This window comes from Streptomyces sp. NPDC001530, assembly GCF_042894545.1.
Taxonomy (GTDB): domain Bacteria; phylum Actinomycetota; class Actinomycetes; order Streptomycetales; family Streptomycetaceae; genus Streptomyces.
Window position 1 is genome coordinate 155,614 of sequence record NZ_JBIAVS010000005.1, and the last position, 19,638, is coordinate 175,251.

28 protein-coding genes are annotated in these 19,638 nt (G+C 67.5%); 7 read left to right on the forward strand and 21 right to left on the reverse strand.

All coding sequences use genetic code 11. The features are described from left to right. Positions 1 to 59: 59 nt before the first annotated feature. The 4 genes from ACFY0T_RS11275 to ACFY0T_RS11290 form a co-directional block, all read right to left on the reverse strand. On the reverse strand, positions 60 to 1,343 hold the full coding sequence (locus ACFY0T_RS11275; RefSeq protein ID WP_388867482.1) for a DNA cytosine methyltransferase: 1,284 nt from the start codon (positions 1,341 to 1,343) through the stop codon (positions 60 to 62). 88 nt (positions 1,344 to 1,431) lie between these two features. Continuing rightward, positions 1,432 to 1,866: a single-stranded DNA-binding protein gene (ssb, locus tag ACFY0T_RS11280; RefSeq protein ID WP_388867485.1), complete on the reverse strand. Its 435-nt coding sequence runs from the start codon at positions 1,864 to 1,866 to the stop codon at positions 1,432 to 1,434. Positions 1,867 to 1,888: 22 nt separating this feature from the next. Further along, the gene (locus ACFY0T_RS11285) at positions 1,889 to 2,182 is read right to left on the reverse strand and encodes a hypothetical protein (protein ID WP_388867488.1); all 294 of its coding nucleotides are present in this window, start codon (positions 2,180 to 2,182) and stop codon (positions 1,889 to 1,891) included. A gap of 16 nt (positions 2,183 to 2,198) precedes the next feature. Continuing rightward, positions 2,199 to 2,507 (reverse strand): hypothetical protein, encoded by a 309-nt coding sequence (locus tag ACFY0T_RS11290; RefSeq protein WP_388867491.1) that lies wholly within the window; start codon positions 2,505 to 2,507, stop codon positions 2,199 to 2,201. Between the two features lie 57 nt (positions 2,508 to 2,564). Between ACFY0T_RS11290 and ACFY0T_RS11295 the strand changes: the two genes are divergently transcribed. Then, positions 2,565 to 2,708 carry a hypothetical protein gene (locus ACFY0T_RS11295; protein ID WP_388867494.1) on the forward strand — a complete coding sequence of 48 codons (144 nt, stop codon included), beginning with the start codon at positions 2,565 to 2,567 and terminating at the stop codon, positions 2,706 to 2,708. A gap of 21 nt (positions 2,709 to 2,729) precedes the next feature. On the opposite strand, the gene ACFY0T_RS11300 is transcribed toward ACFY0T_RS11295, so the two are convergent. The 11 genes from ACFY0T_RS11300 to ACFY0T_RS11350 form a co-directional block, all read right to left on the reverse strand. Further along, on the reverse strand, positions 2,730 to 4,127 hold the full coding sequence (locus tag ACFY0T_RS11300; RefSeq protein ID WP_388867497.1) for a transfer protein: 1,398 nt from the start codon (positions 4,125 to 4,127) through the stop codon (positions 2,730 to 2,732). Then, a complete protein-coding gene (locus tag ACFY0T_RS11305) occupies positions 4,127 to 4,933 on the reverse strand; it encodes a hypothetical protein (RefSeq protein WP_388867500.1) in 807 nt (268 codons plus the stop codon). The genes ACFY0T_RS11300 and ACFY0T_RS11305 overlap by 1 nt, the downstream gene beginning before the upstream one ends. Positions 4,934 to 4,991: 58 nt before the next feature. After that, positions 4,992 to 5,420, reverse strand: coding sequence for a hypothetical protein (locus tag ACFY0T_RS11310; protein WP_388867503.1), 429 nt, complete (start codon positions 5,418 to 5,420; stop codon positions 4,992 to 4,994). A gap of 5 nt (positions 5,421 to 5,425) precedes the next feature. Further along, on the reverse strand, positions 5,426 to 6,418 hold the full coding sequence (locus tag ACFY0T_RS11315; protein ID WP_388867504.1) for a hypothetical protein: 993 nt from the start codon (positions 6,416 to 6,418) through the stop codon (positions 5,426 to 5,428). 1,001 nt (positions 6,419 to 7,419) lie between these two features. Further along, positions 7,420 to 7,614, reverse strand: coding sequence for a hypothetical protein (locus ACFY0T_RS11320; protein WP_388867507.1), 195 nt, complete (start codon positions 7,612 to 7,614; stop codon positions 7,420 to 7,422). A 3-nt stretch (positions 7,615 to 7,617) separates the two neighbouring features. After that, on the reverse strand, positions 7,618 to 8,121 hold the full coding sequence (locus ACFY0T_RS11325) for a hypothetical protein (RefSeq protein WP_388867510.1): 504 nt from the start codon (positions 8,119 to 8,121) through the stop codon (positions 7,618 to 7,620). Between the two features lie 16 nt (positions 8,122 to 8,137). Continuing rightward, the gene (locus tag ACFY0T_RS11330) at positions 8,138 to 8,647 is read right to left on the reverse strand and encodes a hypothetical protein (protein WP_388867513.1); all 510 of its coding nucleotides are present in this window, start codon (positions 8,645 to 8,647) and stop codon (positions 8,138 to 8,140) included. Between the two features lie 143 nt (positions 8,648 to 8,790). Further along, the gene (locus tag ACFY0T_RS11335; protein WP_388867516.1) at positions 8,791 to 9,912 is read right to left on the reverse strand and encodes a hypothetical protein; all 1,122 of its coding nucleotides are present in this window, start codon (positions 9,910 to 9,912) and stop codon (positions 8,791 to 8,793) included. 36 nt (positions 9,913 to 9,948) lie between these two features. Continuing rightward, positions 9,949 to 10,326: an RRQRL motif-containing zinc-binding protein gene (locus ACFY0T_RS11340; RefSeq protein WP_388867518.1), complete on the reverse strand. Its 378-nt coding sequence runs from the start codon at positions 10,324 to 10,326 to the stop codon at positions 9,949 to 9,951. Then, a complete protein-coding gene (locus ACFY0T_RS11345; protein WP_388867521.1) occupies positions 10,326 to 10,655 on the reverse strand; it encodes a hypothetical protein in 330 nt (109 codons plus the stop codon). The genes ACFY0T_RS11340 and ACFY0T_RS11345 overlap by 1 nt, the downstream gene beginning before the upstream one ends. Beyond that, complete coding sequence (locus ACFY0T_RS11350; RefSeq protein WP_388867523.1) at positions 10,652 to 10,945, reverse strand: hypothetical protein; 294 nt, start codon at positions 10,943 to 10,945, stop codon at positions 10,652 to 10,654. The genes ACFY0T_RS11345 and ACFY0T_RS11350 overlap by 4 nt, the downstream gene beginning before the upstream one ends. Positions 10,946 to 11,609: 664 nt before the next feature. On the opposite strand from ACFY0T_RS11350, the gene ACFY0T_RS11355 reads away from it, so the two are divergent. Beyond that, positions 11,610 to 12,368 carry an XRE family transcriptional regulator gene (locus ACFY0T_RS11355; protein ID WP_388867526.1) on the forward strand — a complete coding sequence of 253 codons (759 nt, stop codon included), beginning with the start codon at positions 11,610 to 11,612 and terminating at the stop codon, positions 12,366 to 12,368. A gap of 2 nt (positions 12,369 to 12,370) precedes the next feature. Then, positions 12,371 to 12,844: an NUDIX domain-containing protein gene (locus ACFY0T_RS11360; protein WP_388867529.1), complete on the forward strand. Its 474-nt coding sequence runs from the start codon at positions 12,371 to 12,373 to the stop codon at positions 12,842 to 12,844. On the opposite strand, the gene ACFY0T_RS11365 is transcribed toward ACFY0T_RS11360, so the two are convergent. Together ACFY0T_RS11365 and ACFY0T_RS11370 are read right to left on the reverse strand one after the other, a co-directional pair. Beyond that, the gene (locus tag ACFY0T_RS11365; protein WP_388867532.1) at positions 12,832 to 13,398 is read right to left on the reverse strand and encodes an HD domain-containing protein; all 567 of its coding nucleotides are present in this window, start codon (positions 13,396 to 13,398) and stop codon (positions 12,832 to 12,834) included. The genes ACFY0T_RS11360 and ACFY0T_RS11365 overlap by 13 nt on opposite strands. A 1-nt stretch (position 13,399) precedes the next feature. Beyond that, on the reverse strand, positions 13,400 to 13,861 hold the full coding sequence (locus ACFY0T_RS11370; protein WP_388867535.1) for a GntR family transcriptional regulator: 462 nt from the start codon (positions 13,859 to 13,861) through the stop codon (positions 13,400 to 13,402). 124 nt (positions 13,862 to 13,985) lie between these two features. On the opposite strand from ACFY0T_RS11370, the gene ACFY0T_RS11375 reads away from it, so the two are divergent. Both ACFY0T_RS11375 and ACFY0T_RS11380 read left to right on the forward strand, forming a co-directional pair. After that, positions 13,986 to 14,213 (forward strand): hypothetical protein, encoded by a 228-nt coding sequence (locus tag ACFY0T_RS11375; RefSeq protein ID WP_388867538.1) that lies wholly within the window; start codon positions 13,986 to 13,988, stop codon positions 14,211 to 14,213. Further along, complete coding sequence (locus tag ACFY0T_RS11380) at positions 14,210 to 14,437, forward strand: LexA family protein (RefSeq protein WP_388867540.1); 228 nt, start codon at positions 14,210 to 14,212, stop codon at positions 14,435 to 14,437. The genes ACFY0T_RS11375 and ACFY0T_RS11380 overlap by 4 nt, the downstream gene beginning before the upstream one ends. Before the next feature lie 357 nt (positions 14,438 to 14,794). Here the strand turns inward: ACFY0T_RS11380 and ACFY0T_RS11385 are convergent, their stop codons facing one another. The 3 genes from ACFY0T_RS11385 to ACFY0T_RS11395 are packed head-to-tail and all read right to left on the reverse strand — an operon-like array spanning position 14,795 to position 17,387. Beyond that, positions 14,795 to 15,004, reverse strand: coding sequence for a hypothetical protein (locus ACFY0T_RS11385; protein WP_388867543.1), 210 nt, complete (start codon positions 15,002 to 15,004; stop codon positions 14,795 to 14,797). A gap of 9 nt (positions 15,005 to 15,013) precedes the next feature. Further along, on the reverse strand, positions 15,014 to 16,552 hold the full coding sequence (locus tag ACFY0T_RS11390; protein ID WP_388867545.1) for a S8 family serine peptidase: 1,539 nt from the start codon (positions 16,550 to 16,552) through the stop codon (positions 15,014 to 15,016). Next, positions 16,545 to 17,387 (reverse strand): hypothetical protein, encoded by an 843-nt coding sequence (locus ACFY0T_RS11395; RefSeq protein ID WP_388867548.1) that lies wholly within the window; start codon positions 17,385 to 17,387, stop codon positions 16,545 to 16,547. The genes ACFY0T_RS11390 and ACFY0T_RS11395 overlap by 8 nt, the downstream gene beginning before the upstream one ends. A 127-nt stretch (positions 17,388 to 17,514) precedes the next feature. Between ACFY0T_RS11395 and ACFY0T_RS11400 the strand changes: the two genes are divergently transcribed. Further along, on the forward strand, positions 17,515 to 17,751 hold the full coding sequence (locus ACFY0T_RS11400; RefSeq protein WP_388867550.1) for a hypothetical protein: 237 nt from the start codon (positions 17,515 to 17,517) through the stop codon (positions 17,749 to 17,751). An 88-nt stretch (positions 17,752 to 17,839) separates the two neighbouring features. After that, the gene (locus ACFY0T_RS11405; RefSeq protein ID WP_388867553.1) at positions 17,840 to 17,986 is read left to right on the forward strand and encodes a hypothetical protein; all 147 of its coding nucleotides are present in this window, start codon (positions 17,840 to 17,842) and stop codon (positions 17,984 to 17,986) included. A gap of 347 nt (positions 17,987 to 18,333) precedes the next feature. On the opposite strand, the gene ACFY0T_RS11410 is transcribed toward ACFY0T_RS11405, so the two are convergent. Further along, positions 18,334 to 19,557 carry a DNA cytosine methyltransferase gene (locus ACFY0T_RS11410; RefSeq protein WP_388867556.1) on the reverse strand — a complete coding sequence of 408 codons (1,224 nt, stop codon included), beginning with the start codon at positions 19,555 to 19,557 and terminating at the stop codon, positions 18,334 to 18,336. Positions 19,558 to 19,638: the final 81 nt, after the last annotated feature.

A 19,638-nucleotide genomic window follows, 5' to 3' on the forward strand; every position in this document is an offset into this window, starting at 1 on the left:
GCTGGAAACCGGGGCGACCGCGTGTCTTTGGCGAGATGGGGCGGTCGCCCCGGGCGTCTTCAGGCGATGTCCAGGGCGAGCTGGGACGGGGCCTGGCGGGCGGCGGCGGGTGCGGCGTCGGCGGTGAGCAGGGTGCGGTAGGCGAGTGCGGCCTGGTGGATGACCACGCCGTTGCCGAGGATCTTGAGCTGGTCGGGGCGGGACAGGCCCAGGTCCGGGCTGGTCACCCAGCCGGGATCGGCGCCCATCATCCATTCCACGAAGGCGGGGGACAGGCGGCGGTTGCCCTTGGTACCCGCCTCGGTCGGCTCCGGCGCCGGGCGCCCCAGGACGGCCTCCCACCGGTGGATGGCGGGTCCGTAGTCGGTGCCGTTGGTGGCCATCCACTGGCGGCCGTCGGCCAGGTCGCGGGCCAGGTACTCGATGGAGGGGCGCGAACTCGCACCCTGTGAGGCGGACCGGTTGCGGCCGTAGCGGGAGGCGGTCGGGGTGGGCAGCAGGTTGACGACCACCTCGTTCAGCGGGCGGGAGTTGGTCCCGAGCAGGTTGGAGGCGCCGGACTTCCAGTCGCGGGCGGCGGGGGTGGGCAGCAGGGTGACGGCGGTGCGCAGGTTCATGCCGCCCTGGCGCTTGGGGGAGGTGCCGGGGCCGCCGGTTCCGTCGGCGGCGGCGGGGGTGGGCAGCAGCCTCAGGCGTCCGTTGGGGGTAGCAAGAAGACCACTTCGTCCTCCAGCGTGGGCCCGTGCCCGCCCGCCTTGCGCTTGTCCGGGTGCTGGGGTCCCCCGTTGCGTCCCAGTTGGGACGTGGGGGTCTTCAGCAGCGGGATACGCGACGGCGAACCAGCGGTCGCGTCGGTGGCAGGCTCCGACTTCGGGATCTCCAGCGCGTAGGCACATCCACCGTGCGTCGTACCCGCACGCGGCCAGGTCAGCGGCGACGACGTCGAGTCCCCGGCTGCGGAGGGCGGCCACGTTTTCCAGGAAGACGAGGCGGGGTCGAAGATGGCGAATGGCGTGGGCGATGGTTTTCCACAGTCCCGATCGGTCACCGGCGATCCCTCCCCGAGGTCCGGCGTTGGAGATGTCCTGGCAGGGAAACCCAGCGGTCAGCGCCGCCGGGCGCGGCAGCGTGGCGGCCAGCGCCAGCCAGTCGACGGCCGTGATGTCGCCCAGGTTGCGGGCACCGGGCAGACGGGCGGCCAGCAGCCGGGATGCGGCTGGATCCTTCTCACCGACCATGACAGTGGGCAGGCCCGTGACGGCTTCCACGGCCAGGTCCAGCGCACCGGACCCGGTGCACAGGCTGATGTTGCCGCTCTCCGGCGGCACGACGGGATGGGCCATGCTGGAGTTCTCCAGTTCTCTGAAGTGGTGCTGGAAACCGGGGCGACCGCGTGTCTTTGGCGAGATGGGGCGGTCGCCCCGGGCGCATCTAGAACGGCGGCTTCTCCCCGCCACCTGCGGTGTTCCACGGGTCGCCGGACGCGTCAGGCTTGCCTGCGGCCTTGCCGTTGATGGCGACGGTGGTGAAGCGGAGCGAGGCGCCGATGTCGTCGACCTCTACGGCGAGCATCGAGCGGTTCTCGCCCTCCGGCGTCTTCCAGTCGTGCTGACGGATCCGGCCGGACAGCACCACGCGCGAGCCCTTCGTCAGGGACTCGGCGACGTGCTCGGCGAGGGAGCGCCAGGCGGCGCAGCGGAAGAACGTGGACGTCCCGTCGCGCCACTGGCCGGAGTCCTTGTCGAAGGTGCGCGGCGTGGACGCCACCGTGAACTTTGCCAAGGCCTGGCCGGAGTCGGTGAACTTCAGCTCCGGGTCGGCGGTCAGGTTGCCGATAACCGTGATCGGGGTCTCTCCGAACGACATGCTGTCTCCTGATCTCGCAGGGTTAGAAGGGCGGTTCGTTGCTGTAGCCGTCGGGGCCCCACGGGTCCCGGCCGTCGTCGCGCCGGCGCAGTCCGAGGGGGTGGCGCGGCAGGGGCAGCAGGACCAGGCGGCGGCTGTCGTTCCAACAGGGGCAGGGCTCCCAGTCGGTACCGTCGTACTCGCCGGTCTCGGGGTCTCCGTAGTCGAACTCGATGGCGCCCTCGCCGTCGCACTCCGGGCAGTCGGGGGCGGGGGTGTCGGTCAGGACCAGCGCCCGGCGGGGCCAGTCGGTGATGCGGATACGCAGTCGGATCACAGGTCTCCTTCGTGGATCACTTCTTGGCGCGGGCGACTTTGAGGGTGATGCCGCCGACCCCGACGGGTCCGGCAGCTCCGGCGATGACCGTCGCGGTGTGGGCGGCGGCATCGAGCAGGGCGCACAGGGCGGCGACCAGTCCCCAGCCGCCCAGGGCGGCGGCACCGGCGATGGCGAACGGGACCAGAACCCGCCGCCAGGGGATGCCGGTCGGGGTGGTGCCGTTGACGACGATGACGACCGGTGCTCCGGTGGCTTCGGCGCGTCGGTAGGCGTCAGCGGGTATGTGCGGGGCGAGGATCCCGGGCGGGTCTGTCTGGTGCATGACGTGCTCCCTTCGGCATGCTGAGATGGAGGGTCGTGCGAGCGAAGAGGGGATCTGATGCCGCACCTGCACTTCGACTGCTGGCGCTGCGACGAAGAGAACGTCGTCCACGGCGAAGGCTGCGACTGCTGCGACCTCGTCGAAGTCCCAGACGAGTGGGACTGCTGGAACTGCGGTGCGGTGAACGCCACCCCCGACTAGCAGGCCAGGGCGTGCCTGGCCCTATTCCGTGAGCGTGTGGGTGCCGCCGTCGGAGGTGATCAGACCGTCGGCCTTCAGGTCCCCGAGCGCGTTTCGAACGGATCCGGGCTTGACGGCCTTGCCGCCGTCAGCCTTGAGGGCTTCCAAGACGCCGTAGGTATCCAGCGGGCCGTCCTGCAGCGCGCGGAGGATCCGGTCGGGCAGCCGCAGCGAGCGACCGGGCGAGACGGCCCCGGAGGGCGCCCGCGTCGACGTCCCGTCGCCGTCCTCTTCGTCGAAGAGCGGCAGGATGACGCCCGTGCCGCGCACGGCGTACTGCTCACCCGCCATGTCCACGGAGGCGGCTTCCACGCCCGGCACAGAGCCGTTGCCGTACAGCTCAACGATCTCCGGGTCCAGGCCCGGGGCGGGGGCGATGGAGCCGACGCGGGAGAACCGCAGCATGGCCGTGGGGTGTTCGCCCGTCAGGTGGTAGGCCATGCCCTGTGTGCCGGGGCGGTCGTCATCGTCGTCGCCCAGGTCCAGGCGGGAGCGCAGGGTACGGACCCCGAGGTACTTCGGGATCGGCTGAAGGGTCTCCCCGGTGGGCAGCAGGCCGTCGGAGACGAGTTGCCGCATCATGCCGGAGGACCAGCGCAGCAGGATCACTTCGCCTTCCTTGAGCATGCCGCGCAGGGTGTCGCTGCCGCCCATCTCTTCCAGGTGGGACGCCTGCGCAGCCAGGCCGACGCCGACGCCGACCGAGCGGCCCGTACGCCCCAGTTCCTTGACCAGGGCGGTGGCCTCTTCGCGGTACGGGGCGCCCTTCTCCAGCAGGCGGTTCGCCTCATCGATCCAGACGAACAGCAGCGGGTCGGGATCGTCCTTCAGGAACGCGGTGCGGCCCATGGCCGCGTACCGGCGCATGCGCTCCTCGGCGACAGCGACGGCCGCCCGGAGCATGTGGATGGCCTCTTCCTGCGTGGTGGCGTGCCAGTCCACCTGGCCCTTGGCCTCCGGCACGGACTGGCCGGACTTCAGGTCGGCCAGCCACGTGACGGCGCCGTTGCGCTTCAGGGCCGCGAGGATGAGCTGAAGGCTGCGGCTCTTGCCGGCGCCGGTCGTGCCGAACAGGGCGATGCGCTGCGCGCTGCCCGTGAGCATGTCGTACAGCCGCAGGTAGACCGGGCGGCCGTTGTGGTACCGGCCGATGATGATCCGGCCCTTGCGGTCCATCATCAGGTCGCGGTCGGTCGGCACAGGCGTGGAGGCGAGCGGGTTGGAGGGGTAGACGGTGACCATGGCGCGGCTCATGCCGTCCTGTTCGACGACGACGCGCGAGGGGTCGTCCACACGTAGGGCCGCGCACAGGGCCAAGTGGTCGTAGCGCCCCAACCCCCCGTAGGGCGTGGCGACTTCTAGTTCAACGATCTGACCCATCAGGAGAGTTCCTTGTCTAGGTCGAAGGTGTTGACCTTCAGCAACTGAGTGCCGGGAAGCACCTGCGCGGCGATGTGCTCAGCCCACGCCGACTCGGGGTCGGTGGCCGTCGGCGCCTGGCCGACCGTCAGCCGCTTGACCCCCGCCCCGCGGCCCGGCACGGCCGTGATGCTGATCAGGTCTTCGGGCACGTCCATGAGGGCGGACAGGTGCGCGAGCGAGATCAGCGGTACCGGCTGACCGGGAGCGGCCACGACGACGGCCCGCAGGGAAGCCGGGCCGGTCTGCTCCGGCTCCGTTAGGCGCGTGCCGGGGGCGATACCGTCCTCAACGGCCACGCGCTCCGCCCACCACTGCGACAGCGGGTGCGCCTCGACGGCCTCAACGACAGCCAGCGTCTCTACGGGCGTCGGTTCCCTGCCGAGCAGGGTCCGCGCCAGGCGCGCGGGCCGGAAGAACCACACGCTGGCCGTCCATGCGGCCACCGCCACGGCTTCGCCCCAGTGGGTGCCGGAGACGATCCGTTCCGCCGCGAGGGTGACCAGCAGACCGGCACCGGGGGCCACGTACAGGACCCTCGAAGCGGCCTTCACGAACCAGTCGGCCAGACTGAACGCGGTGGCGAACACGAGACCGGTAGCGGTCGCGGTGACCGTGGCGAGTGCGGTCGGACCGGCGAACTCCCCGGTGAACAGGCCGCAGGTCAGAGCCGCCGATCCGGCCAGGGTGGCGGCGCGGCCCGCGCGGTCGCGGACGATGGCGGTGTACGTACGCAGGGGCAGCATGGGCGGGTCCTTCCGTGGCATGGGGACAAGCGGAGGGCGGCCCGATCGGTGCGGGCCGCCCTCGTGTGTGCTGGCTGGTCTAACGGTTGCTGTAGTACTCGCGGTCGGCCACGGAGCCGTTCTTGGAGGCCATGGCGTCGGCGACCGGGCCGTAGTCGGCGCGGTGCGCATCGGCCGTCTGCTGGAACATCACCGACAGGTCGGATGCGGCCTCCGCCATCGCGTCGGCCTCTGCCAGGACCGAGCGCATGACGGCGGCGGCATCGTGATGCGCGGCCACCACGTCGGCGTCCACGTGCAGCGAGGCGGCCTTGTCGGCGAGCCGGTCGACCGAGGCGGCGCACCCCTCCACGTACCGGTACGCCGACCGAACCGCCTCGGACAGGTAGCCCAGGGCCACGCCCGCGGCGGTCAGTTGGACGAGCAGGATGCCGTACCGCACCCCCTCGCCGATGACCTCCGCCGTGGTGGCCAGGACCCCCTTCGTACGGGGGACGAGATCAGACATAGGCCCTACTCCTCGTGGTATTCGCGCTCGGCGGGGGCGACGTGTCCAGCGTCGCGGACAGCGTCGGCCACGTGCTTGTCCTCCGCCGCGGCCTTGTTCCCTGCGGCGGCGATGGCCTCGGAGGCTCGCGGAAGGGTCTCGGCGACGGCCTCAGCGCGGTTCTTGACCGTCTCGGCCTTCTCCATGAGTCGGACGACCATGCCCGCCAAGAGGCCGGGGACCTTCAGGTCCAGGATCTTGGCGTAGAGGACTTCCAGGCGGTCCGCCATGTCTTCGCACTTCTCGGCGACGGTCCGCGCGTGGTCGGCTCCGGCGAGGATCTCCTCTGCCATGTCGGCGTCCGCCTCGATGACGTCATAGACCGTTAGGTCGCTGTCGGTGTACTGCGTGCTCTTGACCGGTGCGGTCACGGGTCCTCCTGCCGGGGCTCGGGGCGGTGCCGGCGGGGCTGTGGTGCCGGGCCGCTGCGTGTGCGGTTCGGGCGCGGCGGGCAGGCCCCGCTGTCCGGTCGTCACCGGGGCGGGTGTGGGCCGGTCGGTCCGCTCCGCGGTGACCGTGTAGTCCACGACCCAACCCGGCGGCGGCTTCAGCCACTCGCCGTCGCTGCGGGGCGTGTCGAAGGGGCCCGCGGTCGTCGGCTCCTGCCGGGGCCGCCGCGTCCTGGTGTGTCGTGTCCGGGTCCTGGTGCCGGGCCGCCTGCGGCTCGTCGTGCCCTTCGTGCGCCCCCGTCGGCCGCCACTCTTCGGGCCGGTCGTGGGCGCCGTACGTCCGTGCCAGGGGCGATCCCCCGGCTTTCCCCCGGGTGCGTGGACGGACGACGCGCCGCCCGACCTCTTTGTGGGGGCCTTCTTGGTCAGGTCGACCTTTGCGGCGTCCGGCTTCTTCAGTTCCGGCTTGACCTTGCCGGCCGTCCCCTTGGGCTTCGTGACGGTGCTGAGGACGGGCGGATCCAGGTTCCTGCGCCGCTTCTTGAGTCGTCGGCGCGCTTCCTTTGCCACGGCCTCTGGCAGCGTCCGACGGTCCTTGCCGGGTCGGGAGCCACCGGAGCCCGTCGGGGCCTTTCCCGCTTGCTCGTGCTTGCGCGCCGGACCGTTGCGGATCCGGTCGGCCGCACGGTCACGGGCCGCCGCGCGGATGCCGGGCCCCTGACGGTGCGCCGGGGTCCTTCCGTCCGCAGGGCGACCGGAGCTCCTGAGCGCGTTCCTGCGTGCTTCTCTCGCTCCTCGGTGCTCCGGAGTGCCAGCAGGCCCCCTACGGCTGCCAAAGAGAGCGCCGGAGCCGCGCCGGGATGACTTCCGGTCCGGGCCGCTGGATGGCCGCAGGGCCGCGGGAACACCCCGGGAGGCGGCGGCCGTGCCCCTCGGGGAACCCGCGGACCGCGGTAACGCGTGCCGTCCGCTGCTCCCCCGTGCCGACCGGCCGAAATCGGGACCGGACGGAATGTGGGACCGTCCCCTTTCCCGTCCGGCAGCTGTACGGGACTGTGCGGCGACGGCCTTGTGGTGTTCCGCGCGCGCTTTGAGGTATTCGGCGACGTGGAATGCACCCCGCAGGGCGGCCACGGCAATGCCGGCCGCCATCACCATCGTCATGGCGGCCACGTTCCGCATCGGACCGGCTGACGGGTCCACGACGGAATTCACCATCGGTGCGGGATCCGCCTCCGAATCATCCGCGTCTTCGTCTTCGCCCGGAATTACCGGATCGGGCAAGAACAGATGCGACGGGGGCGCGGCGCCTGGAGCAGGCGGGAGGACCGGGAAGGACCCCGTGTCCTCCGGGGTGTCGTCACCGGGGTCCGGCGGGGTTGCCGGCGGGGGGTCGGCCAGGCGCACCAGGGGCAGGTCAATGACGTTCCCCTGGCCGTCATCGTCGGCCATGTCCCCTCCTCTCTATGACTACTTGACGTGACGGGGATCGGTGCCTTACGCGCGCGTGACGCGCGCATGTGGGCCCCCGGGGTCGCTCAGGGGACGGTGATGATGATGAGCGCGGAGCGTTACCCCACGACCGACGACAGCCGGCCGTGGAGCAGGCGGACCAGGTCGACCCACAGCGGGTCATCGTCGGAGGCGTAGGCGCGGGCCATATCGACCAGGACGATGGCCCGCTGACGGTTCGTCGTCGCCGCTTCCTGGCGCTGCTTCCAGCGCTGCGCTTTGAGTTGGCGACTGCGCAGGGACCCTTCCGCCATTGCTCAGGCTCCCCTCGACAAATAGTCCATGAAGGACGGTCCGTCGCCGTCGTGCTGGACTGCCGGAGCGGAATTCGGTGCCATTCCCGGCCCCAGGGGGCGGACGTTCTGAGCGGAATTCACGGCCGCCGCCGGTCCCTTGCCCTGTGCCTTCAGCTCCTTGGCCCGCTTCTTCTCTAGGGCCTTTTCCTCCCGCTTCGCGGGCAGAGCCTCGTAATTCTTCTCGTAGCGCTTGTTCACGGCTACCAGGGACGTCAGCGCGCTTTCCAGGTCGTCAACCGCCTGGAAGAACGGCCGGACCGTCGACCACGCCCGAATCCGGTCCTGATACGGCAAGTCGCCGTACAGGCGGCCGTCCTCGGCCAGGTCCGCCTGAAGCTCACGGGCCAGGCGGCGCAGGTCGTCGATGACCGGCTGCAACTGCTCCCGCCGCTGCTGGAGGTGGATCCGGCGCCCCGCGGGGCTGCGGAGCGCGTCCGGCGTCCACGTGTTGTTGTTCTGAGCCATCAGGTATTCCCCTCAGTCAGTGCGTACGACGGACGGTGAGCCAGGCGGTCTGTGCGGCGATCAGGGTGAGCAGCCAGACCAACTCCAGCGGCCCGGCCAGCGGCCCGAACGCCGCGGCCAGGACCACCCACGCCAGCGCGGTGGTGCCGAGCAGGGCCACCGCGATGCGCCAGCCCCACACCGCGCGGTCGGCTGCTGGGCGGCGGCGCTGCACGAACGTGAGCCACAGCAGCGGGCCCGCCGCCGTGGGGGCGAGCACCAGGCCGGACCACCACGCCAGCGTGTGCAGCACGGCCGTGCCGAGCAGGGCCAGTAAGGCGAAGCCGGTCGGCGCGAGCGGGCGGCGGAAGCGACAGAGCGCGCGTCCCAGGAAGCCGAGCGCTTCGCGGGTCAGGGAGGGACGTTCGGGTACGACGACCACGAACGGCTGGGCCGAGCGGCGTCCGCGCTGGCGCGGGATACGCACGGTGGTGGCCCCGGCGGGCACCTTTAAGGCGCGGGCACGGGCTCGGGTACGGCTGGACACAGTGGATCTCCTGTCTGTGCGATCGTGGGCAGAGCGGACCAGGGCAATTCGCGTGCCCTGGTCCGTCTTCGTCGGATGCCTTGCGGCGCTCTGCGGCCGTCATCAGCCCGATTCGCGCGGGCTGGTGGTGCCCTGAAGGACGCTCAGACCTCGTTTTCTTCGTGGGACAGCAGGGCGCCCCACGCTGCCCGTACGCGCTTCTCCCCACCGACATATCCGCCCTCGCGGAACGCGGCGGCGGCCTGGCGGTAGGACATCGGGGGGTCGACCGAGTAGCGCAGGTGCCGGAGTACGACGATGAGCTGTGTGTCCGTCAGGGGCGTGGCGGGCTCCGGCGTCGTTACGCCGGCGACGGCGGCCACCTCATCGAGCGTCACGGCCCCCGCTGCGGGCAGCCGCACTTCATCGGGCTCTTCCGCGACCGGTTCGCCGTCCGGCGTCACGGGCGTCACGGGGCCCTGCGTCACGGGTGTGACGCGCTCCGGAACGATCGTCTCGGCATCGGGCGTGACCTGCGTGTCTTCCGGCGTCACGGGGGGTGCGACGCACCCGTCCACCGGGGCCGTGGCGGCGGGTAGTTCCCGGGTGGCCGTGGCCTCGACGGCGGGGGGCGTCACGGGCAGTGCGAACATGCCCGCCAACGCGGCGTCCGCGCCGGCCGTCATCCGCTCACGCTGCACCTCGACCAAGTGCGAGCCGAGTTCGGCATCCCCCGTGCCGACCCGCTTCGCGAGCTTCCACGACTCCAGCTCTGAAGCCTTCCGGGCCTTCTCGTCGGGGTGGTTCGCCGCGCGGGCCCGATGGTAGGCGAGCCGCTGCATGACCTCCGCGTTGCGGCGCTGCGCCTCCGCGTCCATGCCGGTCCGGTAGACCACGATCCGGCGGGCCAGCAGGCCCATACCCTCCGCAGACACGCACATGGCCATGGGGGTGATGGCGAACACCACGGCCTCCGTGGTGGTCTTCGCGACGGCCGCGCCGGTCAAAGAGGCCACCGCGGGCAGCGTCCACAGACCGATCCGCACGGCCGCCGGCGAAGACTGCCCCAGCATGGTCAGGCCCACCAGAACCAGGGCCAGGACCAACGTTGCGCCCTCCCCGGCGGCCACCACGCCAAGCGCCGTGGCCGACCGGTGGAACACGCTCGTGATGTTGCTGTAGGTGCCCCACGCGCCCAGCGCGCCGAACGCGACCATGGGCACCGTGGCGGAACCCAAGATGAGTGCTTGGCCCCTGCTCAGGGCCTTGTCGGGCGTCTCCTTCATCGAGTCGTCTCCTTGCTGTCGAAGGTGCGGGAAGAGTCAGGCGGCGTGCTGTTCCTCGTGTGCGCACAGCACGCACATGCCGAGCGAGGGCGGGATGCAGTAGCCGACATCGAGCAGGCACTTCGGGCAGGTGCGGCGGGCGAGCATCGCCAACGCGAGCGCGCCCCACTTGCGCGACGTCATCGGCCGTACCGGCTTCGCCAGATCGATCCGGTAGAGGTAGGCGACCTGCGGTGGGCGCCGGTAGCGCGGGAGCAGCGTCTGCGCCGCGATCGGCTGACCGCCGGGGCGCAGGCCGCGGGCTCGTAACTGCCGCCTGGTGGCCAGGCCGTCGGGCGCGTAGCGCCACGGGTAGGTGGGGATGCCGTGCCGGGCGCCGGAAGGGTCGTAGCACTTGCCGAACGCCGGCGGCATCAGATCGTCGTCCCGACCAGTTGCGGGGCGGTGATGTCGCCGTAGCCGACCAAGTCCAGACCCGAGCCCGCATGGTCTGCGGTCGCCTTCAGGACGCGCGTACGGCCATCACTCTGCTCGCGGTAGTCCACGGCGTCCGGGGCGATGCCCAGGGCGTCGCGCCATGCCTCGAAGCCGGACAGGTTGTCGAAGAACGTCAGCTTCAGCCGGTCCGGGTAGATGGTGGACACCTCCACGGATGGCGCCGGCAGGTGCCCGAAGTCCGCAACCAGTAGCCGCAGCGCCCGCAGCGGCACGGCCAGGTCGTCCAGCGCCAGTCCCTCGCTCATGCCGCAACCCCCCGACGTGCCGGACGACGGCGGGCGGGGCGGTCCAGCGGGACCACGTTGAACAGGTCCGGGTGGTCGTCGACTACCCGCGCGGCCAGGCGGATCAGGTCGTCAGGCAGGTTGCCGTACTCGGGGTCGGCGAGGATGTCACGCGCCGCGTCCAGCCGCGCCGCGCGCTCCTCGTCGCTCTCGCCCTCCACCCCGAGCCACAGCTCAACCGGGGTACCCAGCGCCAGTTCCGCGAACTCCGTCTCGGTGGCGTCCTCATGACCGGCAACGATGCACTTCATGGAGATCTCTCCTCACAGTGAACGGCCCGTCATCACCCCGGAGTTGCCTCGACGGGGGCGCGCCGTGGAAAGGAACCGCACCGGGTGCGGTGCGGGCGGACCTTCGAAAGTCCTCATCAAACGGGCAGGCCACCGACGTGACGCCGACACCCTGCCCGCATGACGAGTGACGGGAAGCCCGTCACTGTCGTCTCGCGGCTCCGTACGCGCCTTGCTCCGCCTCCCTTGGACGGCGCGCGGTTACCGCGCCACTCAGTCGTCACTCGCTGAGTGGTTGCTCCCTGGGTGCCATGGGCTGGGTGCGGCCCAATCACCGGGGTCCCCGTGATCCGTTCCCTGGGTCTACGCCCGAGGGTCAGACGAACGGCTTAGCCGATGACACCGATCGATCCGTGAAGACGACGGGCTTTTACGTCTCCCCTGCCGCTCGAACCGCGTGTAAGCGGGTCCGGCGGGGTCCTGCTGTGATGCAGTACCTGTTTTACAGGTACTGCATAGTGCTCCGTCAAGTACTGGCACGGAACCCATTGGTGTTTGCGCCGGGACTTCTTGGCGCACAATCAGAATCGCCCCAGGTCAGGGGAGTTGGTCACCCCACCCGTGGACAGCTTTGGTTGATCTCGCTACCGTCAAGAACTCCCTAGATGTCCAACGGAGGGGGCAGATGTCCAACGAGCGTTTGCGATCGGCCCTGTTGGCGCGAGGCATGACCATTCAGAGCCTCGCTGAGGAGATCAAGGTCAACCCGAAGACCGTTGAGCGCTGGATCACGCAAGGCAAGGCGCCGTACCGGCGGCATCAGTACGCAACGGCGGCAGCGCTCAAGGTCGACGTGACGACGCTGTGGGACGACGACCGCAATGCCGAGAGCGCAACGGACCTGTCGAAGGCCGAGATCGTCACCGTCTACCCGCATCGCCACACGGTGCCGTCAGGCCTCTGGCGCGAGATGTGCGAGCGCGCCACGGAACGCATCGACATCCTCGTGTATGCCGGCATCTACCTGGCAGAGGACCCTCTCTTCTTCTCGACGCTGAAGGAAAAGGCCGAGAGCGGCGTCCGTATCCGAGTGCTCATGGGCGACCCAGAGTGCGAAGCCGTCATACGACGCGGCATCGACGAAGGGCATCGCATCATGGATGGCAAGATCCGCAATGCGCTGGTCAACTACCGCCCGCTGTTCACCAGTAACCCCGAGATTTCCTTCCGCCTGCACGACACGGTGCTCTACAACTCGATCTACCGCGCTGATGACGAGATGTTGGCCAACACGCACGTGTACGGCATCGGCGCGTACATGGCGCCCGCGTTCCACCTGCGGCGGCTTCCCGGAGGCGGTCTGTTCGACACCTTCGCCAATAGCGTTCAGCAGACCTGGGAAGGCGCCAGGCCAGTAACCGAACACGACATCACGGGAGCTTGAACATGGGACGCATCGACTACTTGCACGACCCGGACGCCCCGTCGGCCAACTCGGTCGTGCCCTCGGTCGTGGCGTTCGTCCGGAACGACGCGGGCCAGGTGCTCATGATTCAGCGGTCCGACAACGGGCGTTGGGCGCTACCCGGCGGCGGCCACGACGTGGGCGAGTCCATCAGTGACACCGTGGTTCGGGAGGTCTGGGAAGAGACCGGCATCAAGGCCGAAGTCGTCGACCTGTCCGGCATCTACACGGACCCCGGTCACGTCATGCAGTACGACGACGGAGAGGTGCGCCAGCAGTTCAGCATCTGCTTCCGCGCGCGGCCGATCGGCGGTGAACTGCGTACGAGCAACGAGACGACACAGGTCCGCTGGGTTGACCCAGCGGACCTGGCGAAGCTAGACGTCCATCCCACCATGCAGCTCCGAATCGAGCATGCGATGGACCGGACGCGGCCAACTCCCTATATCGGCTGACGCTTGGCGGCGGCGACCCGTTCGAGGACGCGCGACGTGCACGCGAGGATCTCCGGTTCGGCGCGACGGATAAATTTCCCGATCAGGCTGTCTGGCCCGTAGCGACCAGCAATCTCGTTGACGCGGTCGACGGGGTTCGTAGGCGTACCGTCCGGTGTGGTGTTCATGTCGCAGTAGCAGAGGGCGTCGTTCAGGTGCGCGCTCTCGCGGGGGAACTCGCCGTCTAGCTCAACACGCAAGCCACGAGCCTCCGCCTCCATCCACGCACAGGAGTGGTGGGCAACCAGGTTCACGACCCGTTCGTCCGCGCTTGCCACGTCTCGGAGGTGGCGGGCGCCGTCGAGCGGGTGGAAGCCCGTCTTAGCAAGGTCTGGCGAATAGCCGATGTCATGCAGGACAGCCGCGGCTTCCAGCAACTCGGCGTCCTCGCCGAGGACAAGCGCGATAGTCCGGGCTCGCGCGGCGACTCCCAACGAGTGCTGCCACCGTCGTGGCAGAGGCTCAGCGAGTAGGGACTCCGCCAGGGGATAGGCCCACTCCGTCAGCTCCGACAAGCTACGAACGCTCCTCTCGAATCGGCACGGCGCGTACTGTCCGCACCTTGCCCTGCCCTCCACTCGCCAGCACCCCGGCGGCCTCTAGCTTGTCGAGAGCCTTGGTCACTGTGGGGCGGGAGACCCCGAACCTTTCCGCCAAGTCCGATGCGCTCGGGAAATCTGCTCCGGCGGCAAGTCCCTCGGCCGTGATGACGTCCGCGATGCGCTCGTCCAGCGGTCGCCGGTCGACTGCCTCGCCGGCCCGTACGACTCGCCACCGGCCGCCGGCCACCGGTTCGGCTACGCCATCCTCCTGGAGAACCTTGAAGGCGCGAAGCGCGACGCCGCGCGAGATCTTGTGATCGCGCACGAGGTCGGAGGCAGATGGCAGCTCCGTCATCTCTGGGTTCGCCTTGATCTGGGCCTTCACCACCTCCGCGACCTGCAAGAAGGTTCCCCGAGGGCTGGCCTGCTGCGACACGCGCTCTCCCTCCCCGTCTACTTGTCGTCCGGCTCAAGCTTCCCACGCTCGACTCTGCCAAATGTTGGTGGTCCAAGCCGCTTCGACGTGCGTCGGAAATCGAACACATGCTTGAATTTGAGCTATGGCGCACACGACGTTCCCGCCCGACCTGATCGAGACTCAGCGCGACTGGATCCGCACCTACGAAGCGTTGGCCAGACGGCCGCTCCACACCGCAGCGCTGCGCCGCCGCCTGCAGGAACTGTCTTCCCGGCTTGCGTCGCACCCGTTCTGGGACACGGGGGTCGGCCGCTCGCCTGCAGCCAGAGTGGAGCTGCGGCGACAGGCCAGAGCGGAGGAGGGGGCGTGAACATCAGGGGAGATCACCTTACGGAGCGAGAAGAACGCATCCTGAAGTGCATCCGGGAACGGATCGCCGAGCGCGGGGAGGCTCCCACGATCCGGGAGATTGGCCGGAGCGTCGGCCTGTCGAGCCCGTCCTCCGTGGCGTACCACCTTGAGCAGATGGAACAGCTTGGGGTCATCCGGCGCACCGAAAGGCGCGGGTGGGGGCGGGGCATCGCCCTGGGCTAGCGATGGGCGCCAAGGGTCCGATTCCGCCTAGAAGCGAACATGTGAACGATCCACTTCCGCTTACCGTCTCGACCTGCTGCGCTTCCCGGAGCGCAGCAGGAGCGCGACCTCGCCGCACCGCGAAGCTGAGCGGCGCCGCGGCGAGCAGCGGCGGCCACCCACCCCGGATCGGCTCATCGAGCTGGGCATCGGCGATGGGCGTCCCCCGGTGAGCGTGCACGCCAGCTGGTGCCGCGAGGGCAAACGGAAGAAGGCGTGCTCGGGGAGGGCAGCGAGACGGCTGCCGCTGAGATGCACAGCAAGGAGGCTCTCAAGGCAGGGCGGAGTACCGAAGCGAGAGAGGCGAGGAACAGACAGTTAGCGGGTCAGTGACCGCGCAGGCTGTTCGGGCGCGACAGACCACTCGTCCGATGACGCCAGGGCGCGCTTGGCTGCATCCTCGTCCGATTCGACCAGGAAGATATTCGGCATCTGCTGGTCGACCAGGCGGGACCCGGCAGGAAGCTTCGCAAGGAGCTCATCGGCGCTCACCGTCTGAGGGCCGCGGTACCAGATCACCAGTCGCACGAGACCACCCTACGGCATTCGCCCTGCTCCTTCATGGGCTAGTGAAAGCCCGATGGGAACGGCGCGGCTGAGCAGGTAGTTCTTCATGTTGGTGGTGCGTTGTCGGTCTGCAGGGTCGGTGAGCCACTGTGTTCCGGTGAGAGCTCGTGCCGCAGCCGCAGTGGCGACAGCGCAGGCTTGTGACGTGCCGCTGAGCGGCCCGTATCCTCCGCCTGGCTGGACAGACAAGATTCCGACTCCTGGGGCAACGAGGTCTACGGCGCCTTCGGGCTGGTAGTTCGAAAAGGCTGCAAAGAAGTCGTCTGGGTCTCGCTTTGACCTGAGCCCGACCAGGCTCCTTTCCAAGGAGTCGGCTGGGAACGTGCCGATCCTTCCTACGGCGGCCACCGCCAAGGTGTTGGGAAGGGCGGCGGGCAGGGTGACGTTGCCCCCCCAGTCGTTGCCAGCGGCTGCTATCAGGATTGCGCCGCGATCGGCAGCCCAAACATCTAGGTCTCGGAGGTTGGTGTCGTATGCGAGGCCACCGAGGCTCAGATTGACCAAGTGGCAACCGTTTTGTACCGCTGCGACCACTGCCATGAGTACTTCGAATGACGTGGCCTCCTCTGATTGAGCGCCAAATACCCTGTAGCTAAAGATCTCTGCAGCGGGAGCGATGCCAGCCAGTGCCCCGCTTTGGGAGTTCGCGATGACTCCGGCCACGTGTGTGCCATGACCGGTCCCGTCGTCACCGTATTCTTCCTCGGGCTCGCCCCTGACCAGGTTCTTGCCGGCGACGACAGGCACGGCTTCAGCGTCGATGCCGTGATCCACAACTGCGACCCGTACGCCGGCCCCACTGGTGAGCGCTGGCTGATAGGCGCGGCGGGCGGCGTCGACATGTGTGGTGGCTACCGGATCCAGCTGGATCTGGTAGGCCGGGGAGTTGATCACGAAATTCTCTAGATACCTCCCCCAGTACCCGGTGCGCGGTGGTTCTACAAAGAGACGTTCAACCTTCAGAGGCACCTTTGATACCCGTAGCGAAAGCTGTCCAGAATTGTCACTGACCCCCGTGTCGCCGATTGCGTGAAGGACCTCTTCAAACAGTGTGACCCTGGCCCCGGGCACTGGCCTCCCGGTGGCAACGTCAAGTACCTTCATTTCCAAAGTGGTTCTGCTACCCGAAAGAGGTATAGGGGTTGGACCGGGATGGGTTGACACTGTTCGGTACTTGCAGTTGGGCACAAGCCGCACCACGCCCGAAGCTCGGATACTCCGACGAATTTCCGCCGTGACACGCACAAGTTTGGGGCCGCTGGCGAAGGCTGAGCCCAGCAGTTGGACCTGCCCGTCATCTGGGCTGTCGGCAGGCTGGAGCCAGCCCTCGGTTCCTATTTTAAAGTCGCTGTCCATTTGGAAACGACGGATTCCATCCTTTTCCAGCATCTCATGGAGCTGGTTGAGGAAATAGTAATCCTCCCCATAGTGGGACTCCAAGCCTTCACCCGGTAGGAGGATGAGCTCCTCGACGTTGTCACTCTCCAGCTCCGGGTGTTCATTATTCACTGTCTTTTCCCCTGATCTTCTTGAGCTCCATCAAGGGAGCGCCGTTCGGGGCGAGTCTCGCCGCGGCACCCAGGGGTGCGTCCCCTTCCATAGTCAGCATCAAGCTGAGGGATACTCCTCCTGCCTTGGCATGCAGCATGGTTGGACCACCGTCATCGATGCCCAACTCGAAGCATTTGAAGGCGAATGTCACAGGGGTCTGTCCCGTATACGTGACCTCATGGCTGCGGGCTGAATCCACAGATACGCTTACAGCTCCGTTCACCAAACCCTCAAGAGTGGGAAATTCGACTCTTGCGGCAGTCCCACTGCCTCGCTCGTAACGGACCATCAGTTCCTTGGCCACAGCCACTTCCGTGACAATGTAGAGCTGACGTCCGGTATCCAGAAATGGACGAAAAAGAGGGCTGTCCCATCGGAGATCCCCGGTCTCGATGTACTCGGATACAGCGCTTGGTTTGACCTGGATCTTCTGGACTTCCCGAAAGATGAATTGCATTGTCTTCGCGTTGGTGTATTTGGCGGACGCGTCCAGAGCGCCTCCTAGGGCGCCGACGAAGGAAGATAGGAGCGAGGCGCCCATCCCGAAGGACATCGCGCTGCTCGATCTTCCACTGATGTCCGCAGCTGGAACTGGCGGCGATGGCCTTGGCTGTTGAGTCTGTGAGTCTTTGATGAGGTCCTGCAGCTCACCAAGCCATTCCGCCTGTGGGCCGCCGTCTGAGCGGCCAATGACCGCGGGCGGAACAAGACCCGCGTAAGGGTGCTTAACCACGTTGTAGTCGAGGCCAGTTAGGTAAGTCGCAGCCTTGTCCGAACAGAAAACCATGGCCACCAACTCCGAAGGTCGCGTCTGACGCCTGCTATCCGAGCCATTGCCGAACTTGCCAGACCACATAAGCCATCGCACGGCCGGATACGCCACATGGGGGGCAGAGGGCGTCCGTACAACGGCACCGCTGATGGCGATTCTCATAGACTGGGCGGACCTGGTCCGCGCGGCTGACCCCGCCTTGCCAGTCGTTCTCCTCGAGGGGTTCGACGAGCTGCTCCAGGCGACCGGCTGCACCAGCGGCCGACGGAGCCTTGACTCGGCCATTAAAGACTCCACCCACCGCGTGGGTAGGCTGACCGGGCAGCCGTTCCTGTCAGGGACGTTGACGACGAAAGACGAGGACATCGGCCTCGTCACCTCGTGAGATAATGATCGCGGTTGCTGAGTTGAACTCGACTCCCGAGCCGTTTAAGTCCATCGCAATGTGTGTGATCGCTGCCACCGTCATCTGCATGTCGTTCGATCTCTCGACGCGACTCAAAGGGGGCAAGGTGATCATCATGAAGCTCTGGAATAGGTGTAAGGGCCAGCAGGTGGCCGCCGCGTTGGATTGGGTGCCCGCCCTGTGGGACCTCTTTCACAACGCGGAGTCGGGTTGAGCTCAGCAACCATGTTGCCGTGCGCCCGCGGTCCTCACGCCAGACCGCCGGCGGCTCGTAGAGGGATGCCCTTACCCGTCAAGATCATCTAGGGTTCTGGCACAGCGTCCGACACGAACAGGTGCGGTCCATGCCGGACCTGAGTGGACAAACAGTCGAGGCGCAGGCCGGGGTGACCGACGTCCACGGCTCCCCATAATCGACCTGGTAACGATGGGCCACAGGGTCAAGATCCATGCACCGGGCGGGCTCCGCCTGAACAGATGAGGGACCCGCCGTCGGCTCGCCCGTTTATTGCGACTCCACTCAGCGGGACGCGCGTCCACTCACGGACGCCCCCACCTGGGTTAAGCGACTCCCTCGATAACCAGTCGCGGAGACGGGCCACGACCATGACCCGGATGCGCTTCCTTTTCCCCGATATGCTCTCGGTAGACATCCGGAACGGCGAGTACGGGCTCCTCGCCGGGAATTACCCGCCGCCGGGGGCGCAACAAACTAGGTCGTCGAGACATAAGTAGCTCGCGTTCCTCGTCGCCCCCCAGCCCAAGCTGTGTGACGATTGATCGCCCTAGCACCTCAGCCAACAGAGGAGGGGTTGCATTTCCTACGACTCGCCGCTGCACTCGCTCAACGCCTGAAAACCGCCAGGCATCAGGAAAGCTCTGGAGACGGGCTTGCTCGCGGACAGAAAGCGGTCGATTTTCCCAGTGGAATGGCCCTGTGCTGGGCCCAGGTGAGGCTGGCAGAGTCCAGGACGGGCGATCCTTGGCTAGCTTCAGCAAGAACGACCAATAGCGAGTCCGCCAGCCAAAAATCTCTTCCCCGTCACCCCGTGCTGTATGGTGCAGGTAATTCTTTCCTTCGGGAATCGAGGCCAACAGCCCGGACCAATACCCGGAACGCTCAGGCTTTTCCGTCTCCTTCAGATCCCAAAGTGCGTCCCAAGACCTCACGGGCCTGCCAAGATGCGACGGTTTTGGAAGCACTACGTCCTGGCCTTCACGGTAAGCAATCGCGATAGCCCTCTGCCGGTGCTGTGGGACACCATAGTCAGCAGAATCGACGATCTTCCATGACAGGCCATAATTCGTGCCGTGCCTCCTGTTGATGCTGTCGAGTCGCTCCATGACAACATCAATTGCGCTTTCTCTGCCCTGCAGAAATCCGGAAACATTCTCAATGAGTAGCGCTTTCGGAAGAAAGCCGTCTATCAGGTCGAACATGCCGTGGATACTCTGCGCTCGCGGATCACGCATGCCAACGCGAGCCGCCCTGTTCCACTGTGCGGCCTTGGAAAATGGCTGACAGGGAGGCCCCCCAGCAATCAGATCCAGTTCGCCCCGCTTCAGCCCAAGTTCCGCTGGATTCAGCCAACTTGCCGCAGCAGCCACGTCGCCGTTGGCTGGGAGCCACCATGAAGGTCGATTTGCCCGCAGAACAGCCTGCGCATCACTGTCAGTCTCAAGACACGCCACGGTCGCAAGCCCCGCACGCTCAAGGCCGATGTCTAGGCCGCCAGCACCCGTAAATAGGGATAGAACACGCCCAAAGGGCCTGCGCGCCCGCACCTGGTCAGCCTCCTGTGGCCTCGGTAAGCCTCCGTGTCGAGCTCACAGTATCTGAGACCTGGTTGTCAAGTGACCTGGTCG